Raw genomic sequence first — 26278 nt, forward strand, 5'->3', positions numbered from 1 at the left:
ATCGTAGCCCTTACAGCATCTTCCGAATCGCCTAACTCATTGAATCTCAAGGAGTTTGTCGTTCCGTTGTCGCTGGAAGTGGGGCGCATTATAAGGGGATTCGAAAGGCCGTCAACCTTTAATTTCATTTATTTGAAATATTCCAGGGGAAGACCGTATCAAGGCCACCAGGTTGCGGCGGACACATCTAATAGCCAACACCATCTCAAAACAGCCCCCTACAACAAAAACAAAGCGGGGAGGCCTGACGGCCTCCCCGCTTTGTTTACCCCCCACTCAAAGGCTAGGGAATGCAAACTGCGACGCTTCATGGCTGGCCCGCTGCGGCCAACGCTGGGTAATTGCCTTGCGACGGGTATAGAAGCGAACACCATCCGGGCCATAGGCATGCAGGTCACCAAACAGCGAACGCTTCCAGCCGCCAAAGCTGTGGTAAGCGACCGGCACCGGCAGCGGTACGTTCACCCCAACCATGCCCACTTCGATCTCATCACAGAACAGCCGCGCCGCTTCACCGTCACGGGTGAAAATGCAGGTGCCGTTGCCATACTCATGATCGTTGATCAGTTGCATGGCCTGCTCGAGGCTGTTTACCCGCACCACGCACAGTACCGGGCCGAAGATCTCTTCTTTATAGATACGCATCTCCGGGGTCACCTTGTCGAACAGGGTGCCACCCACGAAGTAGCCATCTTCATTACCCGCCACTCGGAAACCACGACCATCCACCACCAGCTTGGCGCCAGCAGCAACACCGTCATCGATGTAACCCACAACCTTGTCACGCGCAGCCGCAGTTACCAGCGGGCCCATGTCCAGGCCGCACGACGTGCCAGCACCAATCTTCAGTGCCTTGATCTGCGGCTCCAGTTTGGCAATCAGGGCGTCAGCCACCTGGTCGCCTACGCACACTGCCACCGAAATGGCCATGCAGCGCTCACCGCACGACCCGTACGCTGCACCCATCAGTGCACTCACTGCGTTGTCCAGGTCGGCGTCCGGCATCAGTACCGCGTGGTTCTTCGCACCACCCAAGGCCTGCACACGCTTGCCGCGCTTGGTGCCTTCGGCATAGATGTACTCAGCAATCGGGGTCGAGCCGACAAAGCTCAGCGCTTTCACTTCCGGCGCTTCGATCAGCGCATCCACCGCTTCCTTGTCGCCGTGCACCACGTTGAGGATGCCCTTCGGCAAGCCGGCCTCCAACAGCAGTTGAGCGATGAACAAGGTCGAGCTCGGGTCACGCTCGGATGGCTTGAGGATGAAGGCGTTACCACAAGCAATGGCCAGCGGGTACATCCACAGCGGCACCATGGCCGGGAAGTTGAACGGCGTGATACCGGCAACCACGCCCAGCGGCTGGAAGTCGGACCAGGCATCGATGTTCGGGCCTACGTTGCGGCTGTATTCGCCTTTCAGCACTTCTGGGGCCGCGCAGGCGAACTCGACGTTCTCGATACCACGCTTCAATTCGCCAGCAGCGTCTTCCAGGGTCTTGCCGTGCTCTTCGCTGATCATCTGCGAGATGCGTGCTTCGTTCTGCTCAAGCAGCTGCTTGAAGCGGAACATCACCTGTGCGCGCTTGGCCGGTGGGGTGTTGCGCCAGGCCGGGAAAGCAGCCTTGGCCGAATCGATTGCTTCCTGCACGGTCGCGCGGCTCGCCAGCTCGACCTTGCGCACGGCCTGGCCGGTTGACGGGTTGAAGACATCGGCGGTGCGCTCACCCTTGGTGACCAGCTCGCCGTGAATCAGATGCTGAACAATGCTCATGCAAAACTCCGGATAAAGAAGGTAGAAGCCGACGCGATGTGTTCACGCGCCGCGCATCAAAATCAGAAAAATCAGTCGATCAGGTTCAGGGTTTCGCCGACGGCGTCGAACAAGCGGTCCAGTTCCTGCGGCTTGGTGTTGAAGGTTGGGCCAAACTGCAGGGTGTCGCCACCGAAGCGAACATAGAAGCCGGCCTTCCACAGTTTCATCGCCGCTTCGTATGGGCGGACGATAGCATCACCGTCACGAGCGGCGATCTGGATGGCGCCGGCCAAGCCGTAGTTACGGATATCGACGATGTTCTTGGTGCCCTTCACGCCGTGCAGGAGCTTCTCGAAGTGCGGCGCCAGTTCGGCGGCGGACTGCACCAGGTTTTCCTTCTGCAGCAGGTCCAGCGCGGCGAGACCGGCGGCGCAGGCGACCGGGTGGGCCGAGTAGGTATAGCCGTGGGGGAATTCCACGGCGTATTCCGGCGTGGGCTGGTTCATGAAGGTCTGGTAGATCTCACTGCTGGCAATGACCGCGCCCATCGGAATGGCGCCATTGGTCACCTGCTTGGCGATGCACATCAGGTCCGGGGTAACGCCAAAGGCTTGCGAACCGGTCATGGCCCCCATGCGGCCGAAGCCGGTGATCACTTCATCGAAGATCAGCAGGATGTTGTGCTGGGTGCAGATCTCACGCAGACGCTTCAGGTAACCCTTCGGCGGCGGCAGTACACCAGCAGAACCAGCCAGCGGCTCGACAATCACGGCAGCAATGTTGGAAGCATCGTGCAGCTCGATCAGCTTGAGCATTTCGTCCGCAAGAGCGATACCGCCCTCTTCCGGCAGGCCTTTGGAGAAGGCGTTCACCGGCAGTACGGTATGGGGCAGGTGGTCGACGTCCAGCAGCTGGCCGAACATCTTGCGGTTGCCATTGACGCCGCCCAGGCTGGTACCGGCGATGTTCACACCGTGATAACCACGGGCCCGGCCGATGATCTTGGTTTTGGTCGCCTGGCCTTTCAGGCGCCAGTAGGCACGCACCATCTTCAGTGCAGTGTCGGCGCACTCCGAGCCGGAGTTGGTATAGAAGACGTGATTCAGGTTGCCTGGCACCAGGTCGGCAATTTTTTCAGCCAGCTGGAACGACAGCGGGTGGCCAAACTGGAACGCCGGGGAGTAGTCCAGGGTAGACAGCTGGCGGGTCACCGCCTCGGTGATTTCCTTGCGGGTGTGCCCCGCGCCACAGGTCCACAGGCCAGACAGGGCATCAAAAATCTTGCGCCCTTGGTCATCGACCAGGTAGTTGCCTTCGGCCGCCACAATCAGGCGTGGGTCGCGCTGGAAATTGCGGTTGGCGGTGTAGGGCATCCAGTGGGCATCCAGCTTCAGCTGGCTGGCGATACCGGCAGTAGCGGTCTCGGGCATGTTCATCGGCGGTTCCTCGAAAAACGACTAGGCAACGATGGATGTTGTTGCAGCTAAATTGGCACGCGGATAAAGTCTGAAAAAGCCCACATTTCTAATCTTCAGACTGGTCGCCACTAAACTAATGAGCCGACGCCCCGACCCACTCGCCCAAGTCAGCGATTTCGACATACGCCTGCTGAAAATCTACCGCAGCGTCGTCGAGTGCGGCGGCTTCTCGGCCGCCGAAAATGTGCTGGGCATTGGCCGCTCGGCCATCAGCCAGCAGATGAACGACCTTGAGCAACGTCTTGGCCTTCGCCTGTGCCAACGTGGCCGTGCCGGGTTTTCGCTAACCGAGGAAGGCCGCGAGGTCTACCACTCGGCGCTGCAACTACTCAGCGCCCTGGAAAGCTTCCGCACCGAGGTCAACGGCCTGCACCAGCATCTGCGTGGCGAGCTGAACATTGGCCTTACCGACAACCTGGTCACCCTGCCGCACATGCGCATCACCCATGCCCTGGCCGAACTCAAGGACCGCGGCCCCGAGGTGCGCATCCAGATCCGCATGATCGCCCCCAGCCAGGTCGAGCACGGTGTGCTCGACGGCAGCCTGCACGTTGGCGTGGTGCCACAGACCAGTCCGTTATCGGGCCTGGAGTACCAGCCGTTGTACAGCGAGCGCTCGCTGCTGTACTGCGCGGTCGGCCATCCGCTGTTCTATGCCGATGACCAGCAGATCGACGACCAGCGTCTCAACAGCCAGGAAGCCATCACCCCCACCTTCCGCCTGCCGGCGGACATCCAGGCGCACTACCAGGCGCTGAACTGCACGGCCAGCGCTTCAGACCGAGAGGGCATGGCCTTCCTTATCCTTACCGGGCGCTACATCGGCTACCTACCCGACCACTACGCCACCTTCTGGGTCCAACAGGGGCGCTTGCGCGCACTCAAGCCCCGGGAGCGCTTCTACGACCTGAGCCTGAGCTGGGTGACGCGCAAAGGCCGCCGCCCCAACCTGGTACTCGAAAGCTTCCTTGAAAGCCTGGCTGCGACACGTTGATGCCAGTCTGTGCCGCAAACGCTTGTCACTTCGGCACAGGCAGGTAATCTTGTCCGACAGCCGCAGCCACTGACCCGTACGGAATCGTCCATGACCCTAGAAGTCCCTGCGCATCGCCTCTCCGCCTCGGGCAAGCCCGCGGGCCGCATCCGCCAGAAGAACGAACAGGCCATTATCCAGGCCGCCGAAGACGAGTTCGCCCGCCATGGTTTCAAGGGCACCAGCATGAACACCATCGCCCTCAAGGCGGGGTTGCCCAAGGCCAACCTGCATTACTACTTCACCAACAAGCTGGGCTTGTACATTGCCGTGCTCAGCAACATCATCGAGCTGTGGGACAGCACCTTCAACGCCCTGAGCGTTGACGACGACCCCGGTGAAGCGTTGGGCCAGTACATCCGCACCAAGATGGAGTTCTCGCGGCGAAACCCGCAGGCCTCGCGGATTTTCGCCATGGAAGTGATCAGCGGTGGCACCTGCCTGACCGAATACTTCAGCGCCGATTACCGTGAATGGTTCCGCGGCCGGGCTGCGGTGTTCCAGGCGTGGATGGATGCCGGCAAGATGGACCGGGTCGACCCGGTGCACCTCATCTTCCTGCTCTGGGGCAGCACCCAGCATTATGCTGACTTCGCTACCCAGATCTGCCAGGTTACCGGCCGCAGCCGGCTGACCAAGCAGGACATGGAAGACGCGAGCAACAACCTTATCCACATCATTCTGAAGGGCTGCGGCATCAAGCCCGCTGCCTGACGGTCATTTATGCCTTCTACCCTGCTCGACCTCTGCGAATACCGCGAGGAAATCCGCAAAAGCCGATTCATCACCCTGGCCGGGCCTATCAACAGCGCTGCCGAGGCGATGAGTTTCATCGAACGCCATAGCGACCTGGCCGCCACCCACAATTGCTGGGCCTGGAAGCTCGGCGCGCAATACCGCAGCAGCGACGACGGCGAACCCGGCGGCACCGCCGGGCGGCCGATTCTGGCGGCCATTGAAGCCCAGGACTGCGACCAGGTCGTGGTGCTGGTGATCCGCTGGTACGGCGGTATCCAGCTGGGGACCGGCGGGCTGGCCAGGGCTTACGGCGGCGGTGCCAACAAGTGCCTGCAACAAGCGCCCAAACGGCTGCTGGTACAGCGAAGTGAATTTTCCTGTAGCTGCAGTTTCAGCGAACTGGCATTGGTGAAATTGCGCCTGGCCGAGGTGGATGGGCTGGTTCTGGATGAACAGTTCACGGCCAATGGTGTGGAGCTGCTGATTGCCCTCGGCGACGCTTACGTGGCGCCCTTGCAGCAACAACTGGCAGACCTGAGCCGTGGGCGAATCCTGCTGGAGACGCGCTGAACATTGCCCACAACTACTGTGGGCTGGCCTGTGGATAAGCTTGGGGCACTTGCTTGCAGCCTAGCGTTTTCAAGGCCCGCAGAGCTTTGATCATATTTTGATCACCGTTTGATGACAGTCGCAAACGGCTGAAAGGCCACGAGTTATCCCCAATACCACGCGAGTTGAACCTGCTGATACACCCTGCAGCTTGCGCACAATAACTGTGGACCAGCCTGTGGATAACCCGTGCGCCAACAGGCCAAGCGCCCGGCCAGGCAGGGGCGCGCCGCCACTGATCATTTTTTAGCCAGTGGGTGGGCAAGGGTTGAGATTGCCAGGGTTGCTTTGCTGCCCGCTCCCGACACGACACCGATCCAGCAGTACACGATCCCCTCCATCAGAGCAGCCTTGTGTCGCGATGAACCGCAACGGGGCCCGCTTTTGCACTATGCTCAATTCCTTTTTCCTACACAGATAAAGGAATACCCCCTATGGCTGATCCAAAAAACGCACTCATCATCGGCGCATCGCGCGGGCTCGGCCTGGGCTTGGTGCAACGCCTGCACGAAGACGGCTGGAACATCACCGCCACCGTTCGCAACCCGCAGCAGCCAGGCGCCCTTTCGGACGTGCCCGGTGTAAACATCGAGCAACTGGAAATGAACGACACCGCCCAGCTCGACGGCCTCACGCAGCGCCTGCAAGGCCAAGTATTCGACCTGGTGTTCGTCAATGCGGGAGTCATGGGCCCTTCGCCGCAAGATCTTGAAACTGTGCAGAACAAAGAGATCGGCGACCTGTTCATGACCAACGCCGTGGCGCCGATTCGCGTGGCCCGCCGGCTGGTCGGCCAGGTTCGCGAAGGCAGCGGCGTGCTGGCCCTCATGAGCTCGATTCTGGGCAGCGTAAGCATCCCCGACGGCGGTGAAATCTGCCTGTACAAAGCCAGCAAGGCGGCGCTTAACTCCATGATCAACAGCTTTGTCGTCGAACAACAACGGCCCGACCTGTGCGTACTGGCCATGCACCCGGGCTGGGTGAAGACCGACATGGGGGGCGAGAACGCAGAGATCGATGTACTCACCAGCACCCGCGGCATGCTTGAACAGATCAAGGCGCAAAGCGGCAACGGCGGCCTGCGCTTCATCAACTACAAGGGTGAACCCTTGGTCTGGTGATTCACCAGGTCGCAGCCCGGCCGGGCGCAATACCCGGCCAGCCCCTGTAGAATGGCGGCAACCGTACCTGATTGAGATAACCCCGTATGTATGAATGGTTGAACGCCCTGCCCAAGGCCGAGCTGCACCTGCACCTTGAAGGCTCGCTGGAGCCCGAGCTGCTGTTCGCCCTGGCCGAGCGCAACAAGATCGCCTTGCCGTGGGCCGATGTGGAAACCTTGCGCCGCGCCTATGCCTTCAACAACCTGCAGGAGTTTCTCGACCTGTATTACCAAGGCGCCGATGTACTGCGCACCGAGCAGGACTTCTACGACCTGACCTGGGCGTACCTGCAGCGTTGCAAGGCGCAGAACGTGATCCACACCGAACCTTTCTTCGACCCGCAAACCCATACCGACCGGGGCATCCCCTTCGAAGTGGTACTGGGCGGCATCAACCAGGCGCTGAAGGATGGTCGCGAGCAACTGGGCATCAGCAGTGGCCTGATCCTCAGCTTCCTGCGCCACCTCAGCGAAGATGAAGCGCAGAAAACCCTCGACCAGGCCTTGCCGTTCCGCGATGCCTTCATCGCCGTTGGCCTGGACAGTTCGGAGATGGGTCACCCACCCAGCAAATTCCAGCGCGTGTTCGACCGCGCCCGCAGCGAAGGCTTTGTCGCCGTCGCTCACGCTGGCGAAGAAGGCCCGCCCGAGTACATCTGGGAAGCCCTGGACCTGCTGCAGATCAAGCGTATCGACCATGGTGTGCGCGCCATCGAAGACGAGCGCCTGATGCAGCGCATCATCGACGAGCAGATCCCGCTCACGGTATGCCCACTGTCCAACACCAAGCTGTGCGTGTTCGACCACATGAGCCAGCACAACATCCTCGACATGCTCGAGCGTGGCGTGAAGGTCACGGTCAATTCGGACGACCCGGCCTACTTCGGCGGCTACGTCACGGAAAACTTCCACGCCTTGTACACCCACCTGGGCATGACCGAAGACCAGGCCCGTCGCCTGGCGCAGAACAGCCTGGACGCCCGGCTGGTCTGATCGGCAGACGACGTTGCACTCAGCCGACCTGCAACGTCGTCACTCGGGCGATGCAATTGATCTGCTGGATGCCCAGCGCCGAAATATGCAATGCCCGCGTATCCTCGGCCTCGCGCATCCAGCCGGACTGCAGGAACAGCCTGAACAAAGCCTGACCCAATACACCGCCCAAGTGCGGCGCCTGATCGGTCCACTCGGTGCAGCGGCAGATCACGCAACCGCGTTGCTGGTGGGGCGCCAGGGCATCGATGTACACACCGACCAAGGCCAACTGCGCTCGCCCCTCGTCACTGACCATCAACTGTCGGCCGCTTCCCTCAAGCCAGCCGGCCACCACCAGGCGGTGGTACAGCTCACTGGCCAGCTCGCCACCGAGGTGATCGCCACATCGGCGTGCCCGGCGCATTGACATTGGCAGCGGAGATACCGACGCCTTGGCCTTCTCCCCTCTGGCGCTCTCCAGTTGCACACTGGCCAAGGCCTCTACCGCCGCCCCGACCTGGGGTGTCGCCAGGCGGAAGTAACGTTTGCGGCCCCTGGCTTCATGCCTTAGCAAACCAGCCGAAGAAAGCAACGACAGGTGCGCGCAGGCCGACGACGACGTAAGGCCGGTCATTATCGCGAGCTCATTAGCCAGCCGTGGCGTGCCATCGATCAACGCCCATAACATGGCACTGCGCTTGGGGTCGGCCATCAGGCTGGCGATCTGGCTGATACTGCTGACTGCGTTCATATCCCTGTAACTCCCTGCAAGTTCACTGTGTGGATGCGAGGGCCAACCCTGGCAGGGAAGCACCTCTCGCTGGCACCGGCCTGGATCGCCAGTATAAGCCGCAGAAATGCCCATTCAGGCAGCCCTCCCCCACGTCAACCTGACCCAAAAGCCACTGGGTATGCCTACCCATTGCAAGTCGCAAAGCATCGTCAATTGCCTGAGCAAAACCCCGGGAGCAAGCGTTACGGCCTGTCTGGGCAGGAGCACGGGAACATCATCCGGAATTTGCCTGCTGAAACTTCGGACGGAGCTGACAATTGTTTTCCACAAGTAGCGCAAGCTAAAGCGAAGGTTCCACGCGCTCGCAGGCATTGCACCGCAATCGGGAAATACGCAGAAAGAATGAGCCCATCGACCGTCAGTCAGGACACTGATACAGGCCATGGCAGCCAGGTAGGGCGGCGCTACACTTGATCGGCCCCCCCCTTTCTGGAGGTATGCCGCGATGAAAATTCTCGTCAGTGCGTCGAGCCGAAACCCTGCCTGCCCCTGGCAGGTCCAGCTCGATCAGCACGTGGTCAGTTTCCGCAGCGAAGCCGAGGCTCGCGCCTTTGTCGCCACGCTGGAAACCCGCCTGCAGGCACCCCACCCGCTTACGCGGGAACCTTGGCCTGCAAGCGTCGGGTCAGCAGCGCGACACTGACCGCCAGTGCCCCGCACAGGCTGATGACCAACGCCATGGGCACCGCACTGCCATCATGCAGCAGCCCGACCAGCGCCGCCGCGCCTGCCGCAACGCTGAACTGCACGCAGCCCATCAGTGCCGAGGCGCTGCCAGCCCGCGCGCCCTGCCCGCTCATGGCGCAAGCCGAGGCATTGGGAATGATGCAACCGAGGCTGGCGATGCAGACGAACAGCGGAACCAGCAGCGGCCATAGCTGTGCCGGCCGCAGTGCCGCAACCCCCAGCAGCACCAGGCCGGCGACCAAGTACAGCCATACCGCGCGCGCCAGCAGATAGGCCGGGCCACGCTTGGCCAGCAAGCGGGCGTTCACCTGCGCCACCAGGATAAAGCCCGCAGCGTTGGTGCCGAACAGCCAGCCATAATGTTCGGCCGGCACGTCGTAGAGTTTGATGAACACGAAAGGCGAACCGGCGATGTAGGCAAACATGCCGGCAATGGCAATACCCCCAGTCACGGCATGGCCGAGGAATACCCGGTCAGCGAGCAGCCGCAGGTACTGGCGCAAGGCGCCGGACAGCGGCTGACGCGGCACATGCGCGGGCAGGCTTTCCGGCAGGCCCAGGCTGACCGCCAGCAGGCAACCGGCACTGAACAGGCTCAAGGCGAGGAAAATCGATTGCCAGCCGGACAAGTTCACCAGCACACCGCCCAGCATCGGTGCCAGGATCGGTGCCAGGCCCATGACCAGCATCAGTTGCGAGAACACCTTGGCCGAAGCCACGGGGTCGCACTTGTCGCTGACAATGGCCCGCGACAGCACCATGCCGGCACAGCCGCCCAGCGCCTGGACGAAACGCGCCAGCACCAAGGTGTCGAGGTTGGGGGCGTAGGCACAGGCCAGTGACGCCAGGGTGAACAGGGTCACGCCGAACATCAGCGGCTTGCGTCGACCAAACCGGTCAGCCACCGGCCCGTAGGCCAACTGGCCGATGGACAGCCCGAGGAAATAGGCGGCCAGCGTGGCCTGGACGTGTTTTTCGTCGGTGGCGAAGGCCTGCGCCATGGCCGGGAAGGCGGGCAGGTAGAAGTCGATCGCCAAGGGCCCAAACGCACTGAGTGCGCCCAGGATAAGCACCATTCGCAGGTTCATCAGGAATCCATAGCAGGCTAAGCAAGTGTGCAATTCTACCTGCTGTGGACCCCATCAATGTGAAAACATTTGCAACAAAAACGGCCGGTGAGCGCCCGGAAGCTCACGCCACCTCGGCCTGATAACCTTCATCGCGAATGGCGGTAAGAATCTGCTCCTGCGCCAAATCGCTATGCACCCGCACCTGCCTGGCCGCCAGGTCGATTTCGACCTTGGCCTGCGCATCCTGCTCCTGCACCGCGCGGGTCACAGCCTTGACGCAATGGCCGCAGGTCATGCCTTGTACATTGAACACTTGCATGGTGTTACCTCCTTCAGGTTTTCCACAAGTTTCAAGCTTGCCATCAGGGCAAGGTCAAGCGCTGCCAACAACACCCGGGGTGGAAATCCGCGTCCGCGTCGGCCAAGCTGCGCCTTTGACGATCAGGCAAGCAGGAGATTCTTCATGTTCAGGGCAGCATTGGGCGTCGTCGGGCTTTTAAGCGCGTTGGCTGCAGTGCCACCGGCAAATGCCGAGGGCAACTCGGCCTACAGCGTACTGATCATTTCCCGGGAGCGCCTGGAAGTAGCCACCAGCTGCGAAATCGGGGTGTACCTCAACGACCAGCTTTCCGGGCGCGTGTTCCAGGAACAGTCCACCTCTTTCAACCTGCCGCCTGGCCCGGTGGATGTGCGCCTGCGCCTGCTGCCAGGGCAAATGCCGGGTTGTGCCCCGGGTATCGAGGACCAACGCAGCACGCGTTTGAACCTGCAGGCGGGCCAGATCAACAAATACCGCATCGCCATGGGGCAATATGGACTGGAACTGAAGCGCGCCGATCTGGACTATTGACCTTACCTGCATGGCAAGGTTGATGCTGGAGGCCTGTCCAAGGAGGAGAGCCATGCCCGCATCCACCACCTACGACCTGCCGATCTCCGGCATGACCTGCGCCAGCTGCGCTGGCCGGGTCGAGCGCGCCCTGCGCAAGGTCACCGGCGCTGAGCAGGTCAGCGTCAACCTCACCACTGAAAAAGCACGGGTCCAGGCCCCGGCCAACAGTTTGCCGGCCCTGATACACGCCGTGCGCGAAGCCGGTTACGCAGTGCCTACCCACACCGTCGAACTACAGATCGGCGGCATGACCTGCGCCAGCTGCGTCGGCCGTGTGGAGCGCGCCCTCGGCAAGCTGCCTGGGGTCGAACAGGTCAGCGTCAATCTGGCCAGCGAGCGTGCGCACCTTGAAGTGCTCGCGGCAGTCGACGACAACCTGCTGATCGAAACCGTGCAAAAAGCCGGCTACAGCGCCAGCCTGCCGCAAGCGGCCAAGGATGACCATGAGGCGGCGCGCCGCCTGCGCAATGAGCGCCTGGCAGTGGCTGCCGCACTGCTGCTGGCGCTGCCGCTGGTACTGCCAATGCTGGTGCAGCCATTGGGTCTGCACTGGATGCTACCCGCCTGGGTGCAGTTCCTGCTGGCTACGCCTGTGCAGTTCATTCTCGGCGCACGCTTTTACGTCGCCGCCTGGAACGCCGTGCGCGCCGGTAGCGGCAACATGGACCTGCTGGTGGCCCTGGGCACCAGCGCCGGTTACGGCCTGAGCCTGTATCAATGGGCACAGGCCCCCGCCGGGATGCCCCCCCATTTGTACTTCGAAGCCTCGGCCGTGGTCATCGCCTTGGTGCTACTGGGCAAGTACCTGGAAAGCCGTGCCAAGCGCCAGACCGCCAGTGCCATCCGGGCCCTTGAGGCCCTGCGCCCGGAGCGCGCCGTACGCATGGTCGACGGCCAGGAAGAAGACGTGCCCGTCAGCCAGTTGCGCTTGGATGACCTGGTACTGGTCAAGCCTGGCGAGCGCTTCCCGGTCGACGGTGTGGTCGAGGAAGGCAGCAGCCATGCCGATGAAGCCCTGATCAGCGGCGAAAGCCTGCCGGTACCCAAGCAACCCGGCGACAGCGTTACCGGTGGTGCCATCAATGGCGAGGGCCGGCTGCTGGTGCGTACCGAGGCGCTGGGCACCGAGACCGTGCTGGCCCGCATCATCCGCCTGGTGGAAGACGCCCAGGCCGCCAAGGCGCCGATCCAGAAACTGGTCGACCGGGTCAGCCAGGTGTTCGTCCCGGCCGTGCTGGTGGTGGCGCTGGTTACCCTGGTTGGCTGGTGGATGGCCGGCGCGCCGCTGGAAACCGCACTGATCAACGCCGTGGCGGTACTGGTCATCGCCTGCCCCTGTGCCCTCGGCCTGGCTACGCCTGCGGCGATCATGGCTGGTACCGGGGTAGCCGCCCGCCATGGCATCCTGATCAAGGACGCCGAAGCGCTGGAACGCGCCCATGCAGTCAGCCGTGTGGTGTTCGACAAGACCGGTACCCTGACCTCTGGCAGCCCACGCGTGGTCCACAGCCAGGCTCAGGATGGCAACAGCGCCGACCTGCACCGCCTGGCAGGTGCCCTGCAACGTGGCAGCGAACACCCCCTGGCCAAGGCCGTGCTGGATGCCTGTGCCGAACAGGGGTTGGAGGTGCCTGGCGTTACCGACAGCCAATCGCTGACCGGGCGCGGTATTGCGGGGCGCGTCGAGGGCCGTGAACTGGCCCTGGGCAACCGCCGCCTGCTCGATGAAAGCGGGCTTCAGGCCGGTGACCTGGCGGCCAAGGCACAAGCCTGGGAAGCCGAGGGACGTACCCTATCGTGGCTGATCGAGCGCGACACCCCACCACGGGTGCTGGGCCTTTTTGCCTTTGGTGACAGCCTCAAGCCCGGCGCCGCGGAGGCCATCGATACCCTGCACGCACAACACATCAGTAGCCACCTGCTGACCGGGGACAACCGTGGCAGCGCCAAAGTGGTGGCCGATGCCCTGGGCATTGACGATGTTCACGCCGAAGTGCTGCCGGCCGACAAAGCCGCGACGGTGACTGCCCTCAAGCAGGATGGCGTGGTCGCCATGGTCGGCGATGGCATCAACGATGCGCCGGCATTGGCCGCCGCCGATATCGGTATTGCCATGGGCGGCGGCACCGACGTCGCCATGCAGGCTGCCGGCATCACCCTGATGCGAGGCGACCCGCGCCTGGTGCCTGCCGCCTTGGAAATCAGCCGCAAGACCTACGCGAAAATACGCCAGAACCTGTTCTGGGCTTTCATCTACAACCTCATCGGTATCCCGCTGGCTGCGCTGGGCTACCTCAATCCAGTGCTGGCTGGCGCCGCCATGGCCTTGTCCAGCGTCAGCGTGGTCAGCAATGCGCTGTGGCTGAAGACGTGGAAGCCCACCCGCGACACCCAGGAGACACCATGAACATCGGCCAGGCCGCCCGCCGCAGCGGGCTCAGCACCAAGATGATCCGTTACTACGAGTCCATAGGCCTGCTTAAGCCGGCCACGCGCAGCGACAGCGGCTATCGCCTGTACCGGGACGAAGACTTGCACAGCCTGGCGTTCATCAAGCGCTCCCGCGACCTGGGGTTTTCCCTTGAAGAGGTCGGCAAGCTGCTGACCCTCTGGCAGGACCGTCAGCGGGCCAGCGCCGATGTAAAGGCGCTGGCCATGCAGCACATCGATGACCTGAACCGGCGCATCGAGGAACTGGTGAGCCTGCGCGATACCCTTGGCGAGCTGGTTTCACACTGCCAGGGTGATGACCGCCCGGACTGCCCGATCCTCAAGGACTTGGCCAATGGCGCTGCTGGCAACTGCTGTCACTAAGGGGTCACAAGCGTTTGGTATGCCAAAATTGCCCAAACGCGACCGAATAGTCATCAACCCCGACTTTATCCAATAAATACAGGCGTTTTAGCTTCATAAAAGCCGGAAGCTGCCGATGCACTGGGTACCTGCCTCGTGTATCTACAAAAAAAATTCCGGGAGCGTCGATGAGCATCAAACAGAAACTGACCTGGGCATTCGCGGTCATCGCCGGCTTGCCCATCGTCCTTGTGGCCACCCTTGTGGTCCTCAACCTGCGTGGCGAAGCCCGTGACGGATTCCTCGACGGCAGCAGCCGTGAAATCCGCCAGGTCAGCAACGCGATGAACATCTTCTTCCAGGGCATCAACCAGAACGTCGAGTACCTGGCTGCGCAACCGATGGTCGCCGCCACCGGCGGCAACCTCAACAAGTTCATGAGCGCCAACCCCTCCTACGAGCTGGGCGAGCAGGACAAGCAACTGCTGGACTTCTTTACCCGCCTGGCAGACTCGCACCCCAACTACGCCTATGTGTCCTACGGTGTCAGTGACGGCGGCTACGTCGGCTGGCCAGCCGGGCAGAAATTCGTCAACTACGACCCACGCCCACGCCCTTGGTACCAACTGGCCATGGCCAACCCGGGCAAGACCGTGCGGACCGGTGCCTATTACTGGGCTGCCGACGACGCAGTGCTGGTCAGCACCGTGCGCGCCGTGGCCAACCAGTTGGGCAACCCTGGCGGCGTAGTCAACATCGACGTCTCCCTCAAGGGCCTGACCGAGATCGTCAAGCAGATCAAGCTGGGCGAAAGCGGCTACCTGATGCTGGTGGAAAGCAACGGCAACGTGATGGTCGACCCCCGCGAAGCCGGCCACAACTTCAAGCAGCTGGCCAGCTTTGGCGATGGCTATGCCGAGCTGGCCAAGGCCGGCAAGGGCCTGGTCGAAGTCGAGCTCAACGGCGTGCGCTACATGGCCAACGTCTATCCCGACGAGCAACTGGGCTGGACCTTCATCGGCCTGATCGAACAAAGCGAAGTCATGCAGACCACCACCCAGCTGACCTGGCTGATCGGCGCCGTTGCCGTGGTCCTGGCCGCCCTGTTCGCCGTGGTCGGCGCCGCCTTTGCCAAGTTGATCGTGCGCCCGATCAACAGCGTCACCAATGGCCTGGAAGACATTGCCCAGGGTGAAGGCGACCTGACCCGCAACCTGGAAGTTCGTGGCCGTGACGAAACGGCTCAGTTGGCCAGCTGGTTCAACCAGTTCCTCGGCGCCATTCGCAGCCTGATCCAGCACATCGGCGCGGCTGCAGGCAAGATCCTCAGCACCTCCCACAGCTCGACCCAAGTGTCGAGCAACATGGCCGAGGCCGCCGGTCGCCAGCGCGAAGCCGTGGACATGGTCTCCACCGCCTTCCACGAAATGGTTGCCACCGCCAACGAAGTCGCGCGCTCCTGCAGCCAGGCGGCACAGTCGGCCGACAGCGGCCAGCAACAGGCCCGCGAAGGCCAGCAGCAGATCGATGCGGCAGTACATAGCGTCGACCGCCTGAGCCAGGAGATCGAGCAATCGGCGCAGTCGATCCAGCAGCTGGAGCGTGACAGCAATGCCATCCAGTCGATCCTCGGCACCATTCGCTCCATTGCCGAGCAGACCAACTTGCTGGCCCTCAACGCCGCCATCGAGGCCGCTCGCGCCGGTGAGCAGGGGCGTGGCTTTGCCGTCGTGGCTGATGAAGTGCGGGCGCTGGCCAAGCGCACGGCCGACTCCACTGCAGAAATCGACGGTTTGCTGGGCAACCTGGCCAGCCGCACGGCCGAAGTGGCTACGCAGATGCATGCCAGCCTGGAAGTTTCACAGCAGTCGGTGAGCCGTATTGGCCTGGCCCGCGACAGCTTCGGGCAAATCCGTGAGTCGGTGGATGTGATCCGTGACATGAACACGCAGATTGCAACGGCGGCCGAGGAGCAGCACCAGGTGGCCGAGGACATCAACCGCCATATCAGCCAGATTCACGGGGATGCGCAGCTGGTGGCCGAACTGGCCCAGGCAGCGCGCCAGGATTCGCAAAGCCTGGCCGGTTTGTCCAATGAGCTGGATGCGCTGGTGCGCAGGTTCCGGACCTGATCGGTGGCATGAGCCGGGGCTTTTCGCAGGTATACCCGTGAAAAGCCCGGCTCGGGCGCCCAACCACTAAAGCTTCAGCTCCCCCGGCGTTGCCCCAAACAGCTGCTTGAACGCCGCAATATAAGCCGAAGTGGAGTCATACCCACATCCCAAGGCTGCCTCGGTCACATTCTCCCCCGCCTCCAGCAACGCCAGCGACGACAACAGCCGCATGCGCTGGCGCCAGTTGCGAAAGCTCAAGCCGGTCTCGCGCTGGAACAGCCGCATCAGCGTCTTCTCCGAACACCCCAATTCCCGCGCCCACTGCTGCAAGGTCTGGGGCTGGTCCGGGGCGGCGATCAAGCCGTTGCACAGCGCCAGCAATCCCGGGTGGCGTGGCAACGGCAACGAAAAGCCAACTTCTGGCAAGGTGCGCAACTGGTCCAGCAGCACCGCCACCAGGCGCGCCTCGGCGCTGTCACCTTCCGGGTAATCTGCCGGGAACAGGCAGAACTGCTTGATCAGCTCGCGCGCAAGCGGGGTCACTTCCAGCACCCGGCATCGCTCCGCTGCCCACAGGCAGGCGTCGCGGCGCACATACAAGCTGCGCATCTCGGCCTGCATCGAGGTGACCACTTCGTGCTCGGCATCGGCCGGGATCCACACCCCCCACTGGGGCGGCGCGAAGTAACTGCCTTCGTCGGTATACACACCCAGCACGCCGCTGATCGCATAGGAGAACTGTACCCAGTCGTGCTGGTGGCGGGTGGTCCAGGAACCGGCGCCGAGGCTTTCGGCGCGGGCATACAGGGGTCTGGGCAGGTGATCCAGTTCGGGGATGGGGCGAGGCTGTCCGGTGATCGGCATGGCGGCTTCTTGTAGTTCTGACCAGACAAGCCTAACAGCTAGGGGCGGTACTCACAGGAAATCATCGCTCGACGATAACGGTCACCCCCTGCCCACCCGCCGCACAAATTGAAATCAGCCCTCGCCCCTTCCCCGCCGTTGCCAGCAACTTCGCCAAGTGGGCCAGTATTCGCCCACCGGTCGCAGCAAACGGGTGCCCAGCTGCCAACGAGCTGCCCTTGACGTTGAGCTTGCGCCGGTCGATCGCCCCAAGTGGTGCAGCCAGCCCCAAGCGGTCCCGGCAGTAATCGGCATCCTCCCAAGCCTTGAGGGTGCACAGCACCTGGGCTGCAAAGGCCTCGTGGATTTCGTAATAGTCAAAGTCTTGCAGCGTCAGACCATTGCGCGCCAGCAAACGGGGTACCGCATACACCGGTGCCATCAACAGCCCCTCGCGGCCGGTGACGAAATCCACCGCTGCGGTCTCACCGTCGACCAGGTAGGCCAGCACCTGCAAACCCTGCTGCGTGGCCCATTCCTCGCTGCCCAGCAGCACCAGCGACGCACCATCGGTCAGCGGCGTGGAGTTGCCCGCCGTCAACGTGCCCTGGCCGCTGCGGTCGAAGGCTGGCGTGAGCCTGGCCAGCTGGTCGAGGGTCAGGTCTGGGCGCAGGTTGTTATCGCGGGTCAGCGACAAGAACGGCGTCAGCAGGTCATCCTGCCAACCCTCGGCATACGCGGCAGCCAGCTGCTGATGACTGTGCAACGCCAGTTCGTCCTGCTCGGCACGGCCAATCCGCCAGGCCTGGGCCATGCGCTCGCAGTGCTCGCCCATCGACAGCCCTGTGCGCGGCTCGCCGTTGCGCGGCAACTCGGGTTTCAAGTGATGCGGGCGCAACTGCAGCAAGGGTTTCAGCCGCTCGCCCAGGCTTTTGCCACGGTTGGCCTGCAGCAGGATATGACGCAGGCCTTCGTTGACCGCAATCGGTGCATCGGAGGTGGTGTCCACGCCGCCGGCGATACCGCTGTCGATCTGCCCGAGGGCAATCTTGTTGGCCACCAGCAGCGCCGCCTCCAGGCCGGTGCCACAGGCTTGCTGGATGTCATACGCCGGCGTCTGCGGCGACAGGCGCGAACCCAGCACGCACTCACGGGTCAGGTTCATGTCACGCGACTGTTTGAGCACTGCGCCCGCCACCACTTCGCCCAGCCGCAGCCCATGCAGGCGGTAGCGCTCGACCAGCCCTTCGAGGGCGGCGGTGAGCATCGCCTGATTGCTGGCCGTGGCGTAGGCACCGTTGGAACGGGCGAAGGGAATTCGGTTGCCGCCCAGGATCGCGACCCGGCGAAGTGAACGCATGTGCATGCTCCTCCTGAAACAATTTGAACCGTACAGCCTAGGTGTTTTTACCGCATCCGAACGACCTTGCCACAAAGTTGGTCCACACTTTCAAGCTTGCCTTCCGGGAGACCCACTCATGAGCGATCGCTACCTCGGCTTTGCCAACTCCAACCTCGGCCGCCGTTTCGTGGATGCCCTTGGCCTGCCACGCCCCGCGCCGCTGGAGCGTTGGCAGGCTGGCCGCCTGCGCCCGGTACAGGGTGCCCTGGTGCTGGGTGGGGGGCCTCTGGCGGGCCAGGTCGAAGCCATAGCCCCGTGCCTGACCGACGAGGTCTACAGCTTCAATACTGATAATCTGCACGCTGAAGCCTGGGTGGCGGGCCTTGGTCCGAAGCTCAACGCCGTGGTGTTCGATGCCAGTCATCTTTCCGACAGCGATGCATTGAAGCAGTTGCGGGAGTTTTTCCAGCCGCTGCTGCGCAGCCTGGCCCCGTGCGCCCATGTAGTGCTGCTAGGCCGCGCCCCGGAAAGCCTTGACGACCCACTGGCCAGCATCGCTCAGCGCGCGCTGGAGGGCTTCAGCCGCTCGCTGGCCAAAGAGTTGCGCAATGGCGCAACCGCCCAGTTGCTGTATGTCGGCCCTGGCGCAGAAGATCAACTGGAAGGCGCGCTGCGCTTCTTCCTTTCGCCCAAAAGCGCGTTCATCTCTGGCCAGGTCCTGCGCCTGGAGGCCTGTGCCAGCCAGGTCGAGGACTGGACCCGGCCACTGGGTGGCCGCCGCGCACTGGTGACCGGCGCCGCACGCGGTATTGGCGCCGCCATTGCGGAAACGCTGGCGCGTGATGGCGCCGACGTACTGCTACTCGACGTGCCCCAGGCCAGCCAAGACCTCGACGCCCTCGCCGCGCGCCTTGGCGGCAAGGCGCTGGCGCTGGACATCTGCGCAAGTGATGCAGCCACCCAACTCCTCGCCGCCCTGCCGGATGGCATCGACATCGTCGTGCATAACGCCGGCATCACCCGCGACAAGACCCTGGCCAACATGACCCCGGAATACTGGGACGCAGTGCTGGCGGTGAACCTCAAGGCACCGCAGGTGCTGACCCAGGCGCTATATGACAGCGGCGCACTTGGGGAAAACGCACGTATCAGCCTGCTGGCGTCGGTCAGTGGCATCGCTGGCAACCGCGGGCAGGCCAACTATGCCGCGAGCAAGGCCGGGCTGATTGGCCTTGCCCAGGCCTGGGCACCACGGCTTGCCGAGCGCGGTGGCAGCATCAACGCCGTGGCCCCCGGGTTTATCGAAACCCACATGACGGCGGCAATGCCGATGGGCCTGCGCGAGGCCGGGCGGCGCCTGAGTTCGCTGGGCCAGGGCGGCCGCCCGCAGGACGTCGCCGAGGCCATCGCCTGGCTCAGCCAGCCGGGCTCCGGTGCGGTCAACGGCCAAGTGCTGCGGGTCTGCGGCCAGGCACTGATGGGGGCCTGAACATGAGCCGACAATGGCACGACCTGCACACCCCGGCGGACCGGGCCAGCCTGTACCTGCGTGCGGCCAGCAAGCGCAAGATCAGCGGCGACCGCCTGCCGGACCATGGCCTGCGCTGTTATATCCGGGTTCAGCCAGACAACCTGGCAGCCTATCGCCGGCTCTGCCACTTCCCCGACGATGGCCGCCTGCCGGGCACTTATCCCCATGTCATGGCGTTTACCCTGCAGTTGCAATTGATGACGGCACCCGACTTCCCCTTTCCGCTGCTCGGCCTGGTGCACCTGCACAACTGCATCGAAGTGCAGCGCCCACTGGGTGCAATCGAGGGGCTGCGCTTTGCGGTGTATGCACACAACCTGCAACCGCATGCCAAGGGTGGCACTTTCGATCTGGTAACCGAGGCTGAAGACGCCATTGGCGTGCTCTGGCGCGAAACCAGCCGCATGCTGGTGCGTGGCCTGAAGCTGGATGGCACGGCCGGTGAGCTTGTCGCTGATGACCCTGAATCCCTGCCAGAAGCCACCCGCTGGTACGCCGACAGTGATATTGGCCGGCGTTATGCCAGGGTTTGCGGGGACTACAACCCTATTCACCTCAGCGCAGTCAGTGCGCGGTTGTTCGGTTTCCCTACGGCCATTGCCCATGGCATGTGGACCAAGGCCATGACGCTCGCCGCGTTGCGCGGGCATCTACCACACAGTGGCTATGCCATTGAGGTGGATTTCCGCAAGCCGGTAAGGTTGCCATCGGAGGTGGTGCTCAGTGCCAGTGAGGCGGGGCCTGCAGGAAATCTGCGGCTGGATGGCCATGGGGAGATACTGCATATGTCAGGACAGTGGCGGCCCGTGTAGGAGCGTGCAAGTCCTTGCGGTACGCGCTTGCTTTGCATCGGGCCTGGGCAGAAGCTATGCAGCATTAGGAGATCCCGATGAACCTGCAAGAACTCACCCAACGCCTGCACCAGATCCGCGATAACAACGACTGGCGCGGCTTTCACAGTCCGAAAAACCTCGCCATGGCCGCCAGCGTCGAAATGGCCGAGCTGGTGGAAATCTTCCAGTGGCTGAGCGAAGACCAATCGCGCCAGCTGCCCGCCGACAAACTGGCCCACGCCGGCCAGGAAGTCGGTGATGTCGTGCTCTACCTGTTGCTGCTGTGCAGCGAACTGGGCCTGGACATGGACCAGGTGGTGCGCGCCAAACTGGCCGACAGCGAGAGGCGCTTCGCCCGATGAACGACCGTCATTTCGATGAGCTGGCCACTCGCTTTGCCGAAAAGATCTATGGCGGCGCCAAAGGTGCGATCCGCCTGGCCGTGCTACAGGCCGACCTGGCCGAAGCACTGCCAGACCGCCCGCTGCGCATCCTCGACATTGGTGCCGGTTTAGGCCACATGGCCCTGTGGCTGGCCCAGCGCGGTCACCAGCTGACCCTGGCCGAACCCGCAGCCCCCATGCTCGACGGCGCACGGGCGCGCTTTGCCGAAGCCGGCCAGGCGGCCACTTTCATCCAGGCGCCCTGGCAAGACCTGCTCGGCCAGTTGACCGAACCCTACGACCTGGTGCTGTGCCACGCCGTGCTCGAATGGCTGGCCGAACCCGAGAGCATCCTGCCCGTGTTGCACCAACTCACCGCCCCGGATGGCTGGTTGTCGCTGGCCTTCTACAACCGCGACGCCCTGGTCTACCGCAACCTGCTCAAAGGCCATTTCCGCAAGTTGCGCAGCAACCGGCTGGAAGGTGAAAAGCAGAGCCTTACCCCGCAGAAACCACTTGATCCACGCCAGCTCAAGGCGCAACTTGAAGCTCTGTGGCAGATTGAAAGCGAAAGCGGCGTGCGGGTTTTCCATGACTACATGCCCAAGGAGTTCCAGGGCAAGGCCGAGTTGCTCGACCTGCTGGAAATGGAACTGGCCTACCGCCGACACCCGAGCTTCGCCGGGCTTGGCCGTTACCTGCACTGGGTTTGTCGCCCCCGTTGACCCGCCCGCCGGGAGGAACACATGTCGTACCGCCTGTTGTACCTGGCCTTGCTGCCGTTTGCCCTGGCTGGCTGCCAGGGCAGCAACCCGTATGTGGCCAGCAGCCGCCCGCTACCACCGGCCCCTGCCCAGGCGGCCAACACGTTCGACGCCAGTGCCTACCCGGCACCTGCGCGTGACTACGGGCATTACCGCAGCTGGAGCTGGCGCAACGACCAATTGCCCACTGGCTCGGCCAACGCCGACCCCGCGCAGTTGGCCGATGCTGTCAGCGGCGTACTCGATCAGCATGGCCTGCGCCCCGCTCGCGGTGGCCCTGGCGACTTGCTGGTGAGCGCGGACATGCGCCTGGAGAAGCGCTTGCGCCAGGTGCGTGACTACGACACCTATGACCCCTATTACGGCCCCTACCCCTACGGAGGCGTTGGCTATGGCGGTTACCGCAACGGCTACGGCGCCTATGCCAGTGTGCCTGTCGTGCGGACCTACCAGGTGGAGGTAATGGTCGTGCGGATCGACCTGTACGACGCCCGCAGCGGCCAGCCGGTGTGGAGCGCCAGCGCCGAAAGCGGCAGCGACAAGGACTCGCCACGCGAACGCGAAAGTGCCTTGCGTGACTCTGTGCACAAGGCGCTCAGCGGCTATCCTCCCAGTTAATCGCTAACGGAGAACCACCATGTTGCGTCGTCTCGTTCTACTGTCATTCGCGTTAATGCTCGCTGCCTGCTCCAGCAATAACGTCCAGCAGGATTTCGACGCCAGCCGCGATTTTGCCGCCTACCGCAGCTGGGCATGGCAGGAACCGGGCCTGCTGTACCGCCCGGACGACCCGCGGATCAAGAGCGACCTCACCGAGCAACGTATTCGCCAGGCGGTTGCCGACCAGCTCGACCAGCGCGGCCTGCGCCCGGTCCAAGGCGGCGCGCGGCCTGACCTCAGCGTCCGTACGTACCTGATCGTCGAACAGCGCCAGCAACAGATCACCACCAACTATGGCGGTGGCTGGGGTGGATATTGGGGCGGCTACTGGGGTGGCCCGATGTATAACGAAACCCGCAGCGTCGACTACAAGGTCGCCACTATCCAGATTGACATGTTCGACGGGCGCGACGGCAAGCTGGTGTGGCGCGGCAGTGCCGAGCAAATCATGAACAACTACCCGCCAAGCCCTGAAGAGCGTAACAGCGCCATTCGCAACACCGTGGCCAAGGTGCTGGGCAACTATCCGCCGGGGAGCAAGAAATAGCCAAGAAATCTGGGGCCGCCTCGCGGCCCCAGTGTCAGGAACGACAAAATCCATTTCTAGCACGCCTTTTTGCCCCTCCCGCCGCACTCCCCCGCGCGTTCCCGTCTATCTTCAGTTAAGGAAACCTGACTGACCGGGTAGAAGTGTTCAACTTTGGGAAAGGCGACCTGCCGATGCAAAGCATTGTTCTCCTGCTGTGGCTTGCCTTGTGCTCCGAACAGGATGTGCGTCAACGCCAGATCTCCAACATGCTGACCATGGGCGTGGCCACCTGTGCCCTGGTCTGGCTGTTCGCCACCGGTCGTAGCTGGATTGGCGCCGATGCCAGCGATGCCGGCTGGGCGCTGGCCATCGTCATGCTGCTGACCCTGCCCGGCTACATGCTCGGCCGCTTTGGTGCCGACGACGTCAAGCTGATGGGCGCCCTGGCCCTGGCCACTAGCCCGCAATACGTGCTTGGCACGTTCATCGGTGCCGGGGTCAGTGTGCTGGTGTGGCTGCTGGCCCGCCGACGCCTGTGGCTACTGCTGAACCCCAAGGTAAAGAAGCGTTTGCAGGCCCTGACCGAGGAAATGGGCGACAAGCAGGCGTTCGTCCCCTATGTACTGACGGGCTTTCTTCTGACAGCCGTATGGATCCAATGAGCCCTCCTGCTGTCGTATTCCTTGTACATACCTTGTACAGAATCGCCGCATGCGACTACCTTTAAACTGCCAGAGCGTCTAGCCCGGGAGCAGGGCCGCATTCGAACAGGGAGTTGATCGTGTCCAGACCAGTGAGTGAAGTGAAGGTGTTAGTGGTCGATGACCAGGCGGTCATTGTCGAACAACTATGTGAATTCCTCGAAACCAAGGGCTACGCCTGCGTATCCGCCCACTCCACTGACGAAGCCATCGAGCGCTACGTGGCAGACCCGGCCATTGGTCTGATCATCTGTGACCTGCATATGCCAGAACGGGATGGCATCGAGTTGGTACGTGCCTTGAAGGTGATCGACGGCAGCCAGCGCATGTTCGAAGCCATCATGTTGACCGGGCGCGCCGAGAAACAGGACGTGATCCGCGCGCTTCGCGAGGGCTTTGCCGACTACTACCAGAAACCGATGGACCTTGCGGAGTTGCTTGAAGGCGTACGCCGGCAGGAAGAGGCATTGCTGGAACGCCAGCGCAACTTCCGTGACCTGGGGGGGCTTAACCAGCGCTTGCAGGAGCTGGCTGAATCAGTGGACGAGCTGTACCAGGACCTGGAAAAAGCCCGGGGCCAGGGTACTCATCGGCGAGCTTCAGACGTCGAAGAGAGTGAAAGCGAACTGCCGGCGGCATTCGAGAAGCTGTCGCCCCGACAGCTGGAAGTGGCGCGCCTGGTGAGCAAGGGCAAGACCAATTACCAGATCGCCTGTGAACTGGGCATTACCGAAAATACCGTGAAGTTGTATGTGTCGCAGGTGTTGCGGTTGACGCATATGCATAACCGGACCCAGTTGGCGCTGGCGCTGACACCCAGCACCTCGCCGTTGCATCAGCGCTTTACCACTCACTGAAAGATGCCAGGGCTGCCAGGCAGCCCATCGCCCCCCCTACATCCCAACAGCAATACTGAGGGTCAGCCTTGGCCCACGGTCAAGACTGTCCAAGGCCACATCCGCCAGCGGCTTGGCCAGCTCCAGCGCCACATTGAACATGCGCCCATCCCCCAAGCGCACACCGAGCGCTGCCGACGCCAGGTGGGCATCCTTCACCGGCCCGCGGTTATGCCAGGCTTGCGCCGTATCCACTACCGCATAGGGCTGCACCAGCGCCAGCCAGCCACCACGCCGGGTGTAGTTCACCTCGTAAGCCACACCCCAACCTTTGTCCCCGTCCGCTTGATCACGCGGGTAGCCACGCCCGAAATTCTGCCCGCCAAACCCGGCCCGCTCACTGTCAGGCAAGCGATCATCACTCCAGTACAACGCCCCAGATGCCACCCCCTGCCAATTATCGAGCAGCGTGTCGCTCTGCAAGCCAGCAAGCCGCAGCCGCAAGAAATCCATGTCATAGTCGGCATCGCTGCGCGCCCCCAGGTAATCCACGCCCTGAAACACCCCGGCATTGACGATACGCAAACGCCCCTGTTCCAACCTGCGCCACTCACCTTCGAACGCCAGCGCGCGCACGTAAGTGTCGTACTCTCGACTCGCCGGGTGATCTTCATCGTGCTCGCTGACCGAATACAAGTGCCCTTGTACCGCCAGCCACTCGTCGGGCCTTGCGATCACCGGCTGGCGCAGGCCGATGGCATAGCGCTCGCTGTCGCGCTTGCGAGTGATGTCACTGCCATCATCCAAGCGGATGCGTGTGCCGGGCTCGCTCTGGTAGCGCGAGGCCGACAGCAACAGTTGGCTACCGGCAGCGTCGAGGTACTGGCTGTAATCCAGGCGCTGGTAATGAACCTGGTCGTCCCCAGGGGGCACCAGCACGCTGGCCGCAAGTTGTTCAGCATGGCGGGTCTGTGCATTGCTTGTGACCGTTATTAACGCCTGTGCAGCGTCACGGCTGGAGTCAGTCATGCTCACGGCGGCGCTGAACGGTTTACGCCGCGCCTGCAGGGTAAGCTGGGCGGCGCCATCAGCGGCCTGCGCCATGGCCACTTCGGCATCCACCGTAACACCTGGCACACGCGCAGCCAGGCCAAGGTAGTGCTGCAGCGTATCCCAGGTCAGTGGCCGCTCAACCTCAAGGCGTGCCAGTAACTGCTCCAGGTACTCGCTGGCAGGGCCGAGATCGCCGTCCACCCGGTACTCACTGATATAACCTTCGACCAACACCACGTTGACCCGGCCGTCGGCCACGTCCTGGGGCGGAAGGTACGCATACGACAGCAGGTAGCCCGCCTGCCGGTAGCGTTGGCTGAGGCGCTCGGTGTATTGCCGCAGCTCACCCAGCGTGGTCTGGTGCCCGATCAGGGGTTGGTAGTGCTCGCGCAGCTCGCTCAGGGGGAATACCGTACCGCCCTCGAAGCGTACTTTCTGCAGCACCAGCCGGGTCTCGTCGGGCAACCCGACAGAAACGCCGCGACTCCCACCGCTCAACCGCAGGTTGGGACTGAGTGGGCGATAGGCGTCTACAGGCAAGTTGGCGCCGGGCAGGCGCCGTTCGTATTCGTGGCCGTCGAGAACGCCCGGCAACGGCCCGGCCTGGGCCGCAAGCGCCCAGGGCAGCAACAGAAGGGGCACGGCCAGACGACGCATAGGGCGCTCCATGTTCCCATGGGTTGCGGGGCAACAGCCGGCCACACCCG

The 26278-nt window shown here is 62.9% G+C and carries 26 protein-coding genes and 1 pseudogene; 19 read left to right on the forward strand and 8 right to left on the reverse strand.

Annotated elements, in window-relative coordinates; all coding sequences use genetic code 11:
- Positions 1-276 precede the first annotated feature (276 nt).
- Together OO258_RS18435 and OO258_RS18440 are read right to left on the reverse strand one after the other, a co-directional pair.
- Positions 277-1770 (reverse strand): CoA-acylating methylmalonate-semialdehyde dehydrogenase, encoded by a 1494-nt coding sequence (locus OO258_RS18435; protein ID WP_023662877.1) that lies wholly within the window; start codon positions 1768-1770, stop codon positions 277-279.
- 71 nt (positions 1771-1841) lie between these two features.
- Entirely contained in the window at positions 1842-3188 is a 1347-nt protein-coding gene (locus tag OO258_RS18440) for an aspartate aminotransferase family protein (protein ID WP_110747408.1), read from the reverse strand.
- A 118-nt stretch (positions 3189-3306) separates the two neighbouring features.
- On the opposite strand from OO258_RS18440, the gene OO258_RS18445 reads away from it, so the two are divergent.
- The 5 genes from OO258_RS18445 (at position 3307) to OO258_RS18465 (ending at position 7765) form a co-directional block, all read left to right on the forward strand.
- Complete coding sequence (locus OO258_RS18445) at positions 3307-4224, forward strand: LysR family transcriptional regulator (protein WP_110747405.1); 918 nt, start codon at positions 3307-3309, stop codon at positions 4222-4224.
- A 90-nt stretch (positions 4225-4314) separates the two neighbouring features.
- On the forward strand, positions 4315-4977 hold the full coding sequence (locus OO258_RS18450; RefSeq protein ID WP_110747402.1) for a TetR/AcrR family transcriptional regulator: 663 nt from the start codon (positions 4315-4317) through the stop codon (positions 4975-4977).
- A 9-nt stretch (positions 4978-4986) separates the two neighbouring features.
- Entirely contained in the window at positions 4987-5571 is a 585-nt protein-coding gene (locus OO258_RS18455) for an IMPACT family protein (RefSeq protein WP_266031986.1), read from the forward strand.
- 473 nt (positions 5572-6044) lie between these two features.
- Positions 6045-6731 (forward strand): SDR family oxidoreductase, encoded by a 687-nt coding sequence (locus tag OO258_RS18460; protein ID WP_266031987.1) that lies wholly within the window; start codon positions 6045-6047, stop codon positions 6729-6731.
- A gap of 86 nt (positions 6732-6817) precedes the next feature.
- Complete coding sequence (locus OO258_RS18465) at positions 6818-7765, forward strand: adenosine deaminase (RefSeq protein WP_266031988.1); 948 nt, start codon at positions 6818-6820, stop codon at positions 7763-7765.
- Between the two features lie 19 nt (positions 7766-7784).
- Here OO258_RS18465 and OO258_RS18470 read toward each other — a convergent pair whose 3' ends face one another.
- A complete protein-coding gene (locus tag OO258_RS18470) occupies positions 7785-8498 on the reverse strand; it encodes an ArsR/SmtB family transcription factor (RefSeq protein WP_266031989.1) in 714 nt (237 codons plus the stop codon).
- 487 nt (positions 8499-8985) lie between these two features.
- On the opposite strand from OO258_RS18470, the gene OO258_RS18475 reads away from it, so the two are divergent.
- Positions 8986-9183, forward strand: coding sequence for a hypothetical protein (locus OO258_RS18475; protein WP_110747387.1), 198 nt, complete (start codon positions 8986-8988; stop codon positions 9181-9183).
- On the opposite strand, the gene OO258_RS18480 is transcribed toward OO258_RS18475, so the two are convergent.
- Positions 9134-10315, reverse strand: coding sequence for a multidrug effflux MFS transporter (locus tag OO258_RS18480; RefSeq protein WP_266031990.1), 1182 nt, complete (start codon positions 10313-10315; stop codon positions 9134-9136). The genes OO258_RS18475 and OO258_RS18480 overlap by 50 nt on opposite strands.
- A 103-nt stretch (positions 10316-10418) precedes the next feature.
- Positions 10419-10616 (reverse strand): heavy-metal-associated domain-containing protein, encoded by a 198-nt coding sequence (locus OO258_RS18485; RefSeq protein ID WP_266031991.1) that lies wholly within the window; start codon positions 10614-10616, stop codon positions 10419-10421.
- 144 nt (positions 10617-10760) lie between these two features.
- Between OO258_RS18485 and OO258_RS18490 the strand changes: the two genes are divergently transcribed.
- From OO258_RS18490 to OO258_RS27740, 5 genes and pseudogenes are all read left to right on the forward strand, one after another.
- Positions 10761-11147: a hypothetical protein gene (locus tag OO258_RS18490; protein WP_266031992.1), complete on the forward strand. Its 387-nt coding sequence runs from the start codon at positions 10761-10763 to the stop codon at positions 11145-11147.
- A 52-nt stretch (positions 11148-11199) separates the two neighbouring features.
- The gene (locus tag OO258_RS18495) at positions 11200-13596 is read left to right on the forward strand and encodes a heavy metal translocating P-type ATPase (protein ID WP_266031993.1); all 2397 of its coding nucleotides are present in this window, start codon (positions 11200-11202) and stop codon (positions 13594-13596) included.
- Positions 13593-14003: a Cu(I)-responsive transcriptional regulator gene (gene cueR, locus OO258_RS18500; protein WP_110747371.1), complete on the forward strand. Its 411-nt coding sequence runs from the start codon at positions 13593-13595 to the stop codon at positions 14001-14003. Before OO258_RS18495 ends, cueR begins: the two co-directional genes overlap by 4 nt.
- Positions 14004-14326: 323 nt before the next feature.
- Positions 14327-15256, forward strand: a pseudogene (locus OO258_RS27735) (cache domain-containing protein); the annotation flags it as partial.
- 129 nt (positions 15257-15385) lie between these two features.
- Entirely contained in the window at positions 15386-16114 is a 729-nt protein-coding gene (locus OO258_RS27740) for a methyl-accepting chemotaxis protein (protein ID WP_416309222.1), read from the forward strand.
- A 66-nt stretch (positions 16115-16180) separates the two neighbouring features.
- Here the strand turns inward: OO258_RS27740 and OO258_RS18510 are convergent, their stop codons facing one another.
- Together OO258_RS18510 and OO258_RS18515 are read right to left on the reverse strand one after the other, a co-directional pair.
- Complete coding sequence (locus tag OO258_RS18510) at positions 16181-16960, reverse strand: AraC family transcriptional regulator (protein ID WP_266031995.1); 780 nt, start codon at positions 16958-16960, stop codon at positions 16181-16183.
- A gap of 61 nt (positions 16961-17021) precedes the next feature.
- A complete protein-coding gene (locus OO258_RS18515) occupies positions 17022-18299 on the reverse strand; it encodes an acetyl-CoA C-acetyltransferase (RefSeq protein WP_266031996.1) in 1278 nt (425 codons plus the stop codon).
- A gap of 118 nt (positions 18300-18417) precedes the next feature.
- Here OO258_RS18515 and OO258_RS18520 point away from each other — a divergent pair, with 118 nt between their 5' ends.
- The 8 genes from OO258_RS18520 to OO258_RS18555 all read left to right on the forward strand — a co-directional run bounded on the left by OO258_RS18520 (position 18418) and on the right by OO258_RS18555 (position 24539).
- Positions 18418-19770, forward strand: coding sequence for a 3-oxoacyl-ACP reductase (locus tag OO258_RS18520; protein ID WP_266031997.1), 1353 nt, complete (start codon positions 18418-18420; stop codon positions 19768-19770).
- A gap of 2 nt (positions 19771-19772) precedes the next feature.
- Positions 19773-20624, forward strand: a complete 852-nt coding sequence (locus OO258_RS18525) for a MaoC family dehydratase (RefSeq protein WP_266031998.1) — start codon at positions 19773-19775, stop codon at positions 20622-20624.
- Between the two features lie 77 nt (positions 20625-20701).
- The gene (locus OO258_RS18530; RefSeq protein ID WP_019470373.1) at positions 20702-21007 is read left to right on the forward strand and encodes a MazG-like family protein; all 306 of its coding nucleotides are present in this window, start codon (positions 20702-20704) and stop codon (positions 21005-21007) included.
- Positions 21004-21753 carry a methyltransferase domain-containing protein gene (locus OO258_RS18535; protein ID WP_266031999.1) on the forward strand — a complete coding sequence of 250 codons (750 nt, stop codon included), beginning with the start codon at positions 21004-21006 and terminating at the stop codon, positions 21751-21753. The genes OO258_RS18530 and OO258_RS18535 overlap by 4 nt, the downstream gene beginning before the upstream one ends.
- A 21-nt stretch (positions 21754-21774) precedes the next feature.
- Positions 21775-22410, forward strand: a complete 636-nt coding sequence (locus OO258_RS18540) for a DUF4136 domain-containing protein (protein WP_266032000.1) — start codon at positions 21775-21777, stop codon at positions 22408-22410.
- Positions 22411-22429: 19 nt separating this feature from the next.
- Positions 22430-22999, forward strand: a complete 570-nt coding sequence (locus tag OO258_RS18545) for a DUF4136 domain-containing protein (protein WP_266032001.1) — start codon at positions 22430-22432, stop codon at positions 22997-22999.
- 173 nt (positions 23000-23172) lie between these two features.
- Positions 23173-23643, forward strand: coding sequence for a prepilin peptidase (locus OO258_RS18550; protein ID WP_266032002.1), 471 nt, complete (start codon positions 23173-23175; stop codon positions 23641-23643).
- A 119-nt stretch (positions 23644-23762) separates the two neighbouring features.
- Positions 23763-24539, forward strand: a complete 777-nt coding sequence (locus OO258_RS18555; RefSeq protein ID WP_266032003.1) for a response regulator transcription factor — start codon at positions 23763-23765, stop codon at positions 24537-24539.
- A gap of 36 nt (positions 24540-24575) precedes the next feature.
- Here OO258_RS18555 and OO258_RS18560 read toward each other — a convergent pair whose 3' ends face one another.
- Positions 24576-26228, reverse strand: a complete 1653-nt coding sequence (locus OO258_RS18560; protein ID WP_266032004.1) for a ShlB/FhaC/HecB family hemolysin secretion/activation protein — start codon at positions 26226-26228, stop codon at positions 24576-24578.
- Positions 26229-26278 lie beyond the last annotated feature (50 nt).

Source organism: Pseudomonas sp. DCB_BI, assembly GCF_026240995.1.
Classification (GTDB): domain Bacteria; phylum Pseudomonadota; class Gammaproteobacteria; order Pseudomonadales; family Pseudomonadaceae; genus Aquipseudomonas.

Excerpts from the sequence above, each read along its gene's own strand:
- OO258_RS18450 (WP_110747402.1), top strand. The coding sequence starts at position 4,315 with ATGACCCTAGAAGTCCCTGCGCATCGCCTCTCCGCCTCGGGCAAGCCC.
- OO258_RS18440 (WP_110747408.1), bottom strand. The coding sequence starts at position 3,188 with ATGAACATGCCCGAGACCGCTACTGCCGGTATCGCCAGCCAGCTGAAG.
- OO258_RS18485 (WP_266031991.1), bottom strand. The coding sequence starts at position 10,616 with ATGCAAGTGTTCAATGTACAAGGCATGACCTGCGGCCATTGCGTCAAG.
- OO258_RS18445 (WP_110747405.1), top strand. The coding sequence starts at position 3,307 with ATGAGCCGACGCCCCGACCCACTCGCCCAAGTCAGCGATTTCGACATA.
- OO258_RS18495 (WP_266031993.1), top strand. The coding sequence starts at position 11,200 with ATGCCCGCATCCACCACCTACGACCTGCCGATCTCCGGCATGACCTGC.
- OO258_RS18540 (WP_266032000.1), top strand. The coding sequence starts at position 21,775 with ATGTCGTACCGCCTGTTGTACCTGGCCTTGCTGCCGTTTGCCCTGGCT.
- OO258_RS18480 (WP_266031990.1), bottom strand. The coding sequence starts at position 10,315 with ATGAACCTGCGAATGGTGCTTATCCTGGGCGCACTCAGTGCGTTTGGG.
- OO258_RS18525 (WP_266031998.1), top strand. The coding sequence starts at position 19,773 with ATGAGCCGACAATGGCACGACCTGCACACCCCGGCGGACCGGGCCAGC.
- OO258_RS18435 (WP_023662877.1), bottom strand. The coding sequence starts at position 1,770 with ATGAGCATTGTTCAGCATCTGATTCACGGCGAGCTGGTCACCAAGGGT.
- OO258_RS18545 (WP_266032001.1), top strand. The coding sequence starts at position 22,430 with ATGTTGCGTCGTCTCGTTCTACTGTCATTCGCGTTAATGCTCGCTGCC.
- OO258_RS18460 (WP_266031987.1), top strand. The coding sequence starts at position 6,045 with ATGGCTGATCCAAAAAACGCACTCATCATCGGCGCATCGCGCGGGCTC.
- OO258_RS18490 (WP_266031992.1), top strand. The coding sequence starts at position 10,761 with ATGTTCAGGGCAGCATTGGGCGTCGTCGGGCTTTTAAGCGCGTTGGCT.
- OO258_RS18510 (WP_266031995.1), bottom strand. The coding sequence starts at position 16,960 with ATGCCGATCACCGGACAGCCTCGCCCCATCCCCGAACTGGATCACCTG.
- OO258_RS27740 (WP_416309222.1), top strand. The coding sequence starts at position 15,386 with ATGGTCTCCACCGCCTTCCACGAAATGGTTGCCACCGCCAACGAAGTC.
- OO258_RS18465 (WP_266031988.1), top strand. The coding sequence starts at position 6,818 with ATGTATGAATGGTTGAACGCCCTGCCCAAGGCCGAGCTGCACCTGCAC.
- OO258_RS18550 (WP_266032002.1), top strand. The coding sequence starts at position 23,173 with ATGCAAAGCATTGTTCTCCTGCTGTGGCTTGCCTTGTGCTCCGAACAG.
- OO258_RS18530 (WP_019470373.1), top strand. The coding sequence starts at position 20,702 with ATGAACCTGCAAGAACTCACCCAACGCCTGCACCAGATCCGCGATAAC.
- cueR (WP_110747371.1), top strand. The coding sequence starts at position 13,593 with ATGAACATCGGCCAGGCCGCCCGCCGCAGCGGGCTCAGCACCAAGATG.
- OO258_RS18470 (WP_266031989.1), bottom strand. The coding sequence starts at position 8,498 with ATGAACGCAGTCAGCAGTATCAGCCAGATCGCCAGCCTGATGGCCGAC.
- OO258_RS18455 (WP_266031986.1), top strand. The coding sequence starts at position 4,987 with ATGCCTTCTACCCTGCTCGACCTCTGCGAATACCGCGAGGAAATCCGC.
- OO258_RS18475 (WP_110747387.1), top strand. The coding sequence starts at position 8,986 with ATGAAAATTCTCGTCAGTGCGTCGAGCCGAAACCCTGCCTGCCCCTGG.
- OO258_RS18535 (WP_266031999.1), top strand. The coding sequence starts at position 21,004 with ATGAACGACCGTCATTTCGATGAGCTGGCCACTCGCTTTGCCGAAAAG.
- OO258_RS18515 (WP_266031996.1), bottom strand. The coding sequence starts at position 18,299 with ATGCGTTCACTTCGCCGGGTCGCGATCCTGGGCGGCAACCGAATTCCC.
- OO258_RS18520 (WP_266031997.1), top strand. The coding sequence starts at position 18,418 with ATGAGCGATCGCTACCTCGGCTTTGCCAACTCCAACCTCGGCCGCCGT.
- OO258_RS18560 (WP_266032004.1), bottom strand. The coding sequence starts at position 26,228 with ATGCGTCGTCTGGCCGTGCCCCTTCTGTTGCTGCCCTGGGCGCTTGCG.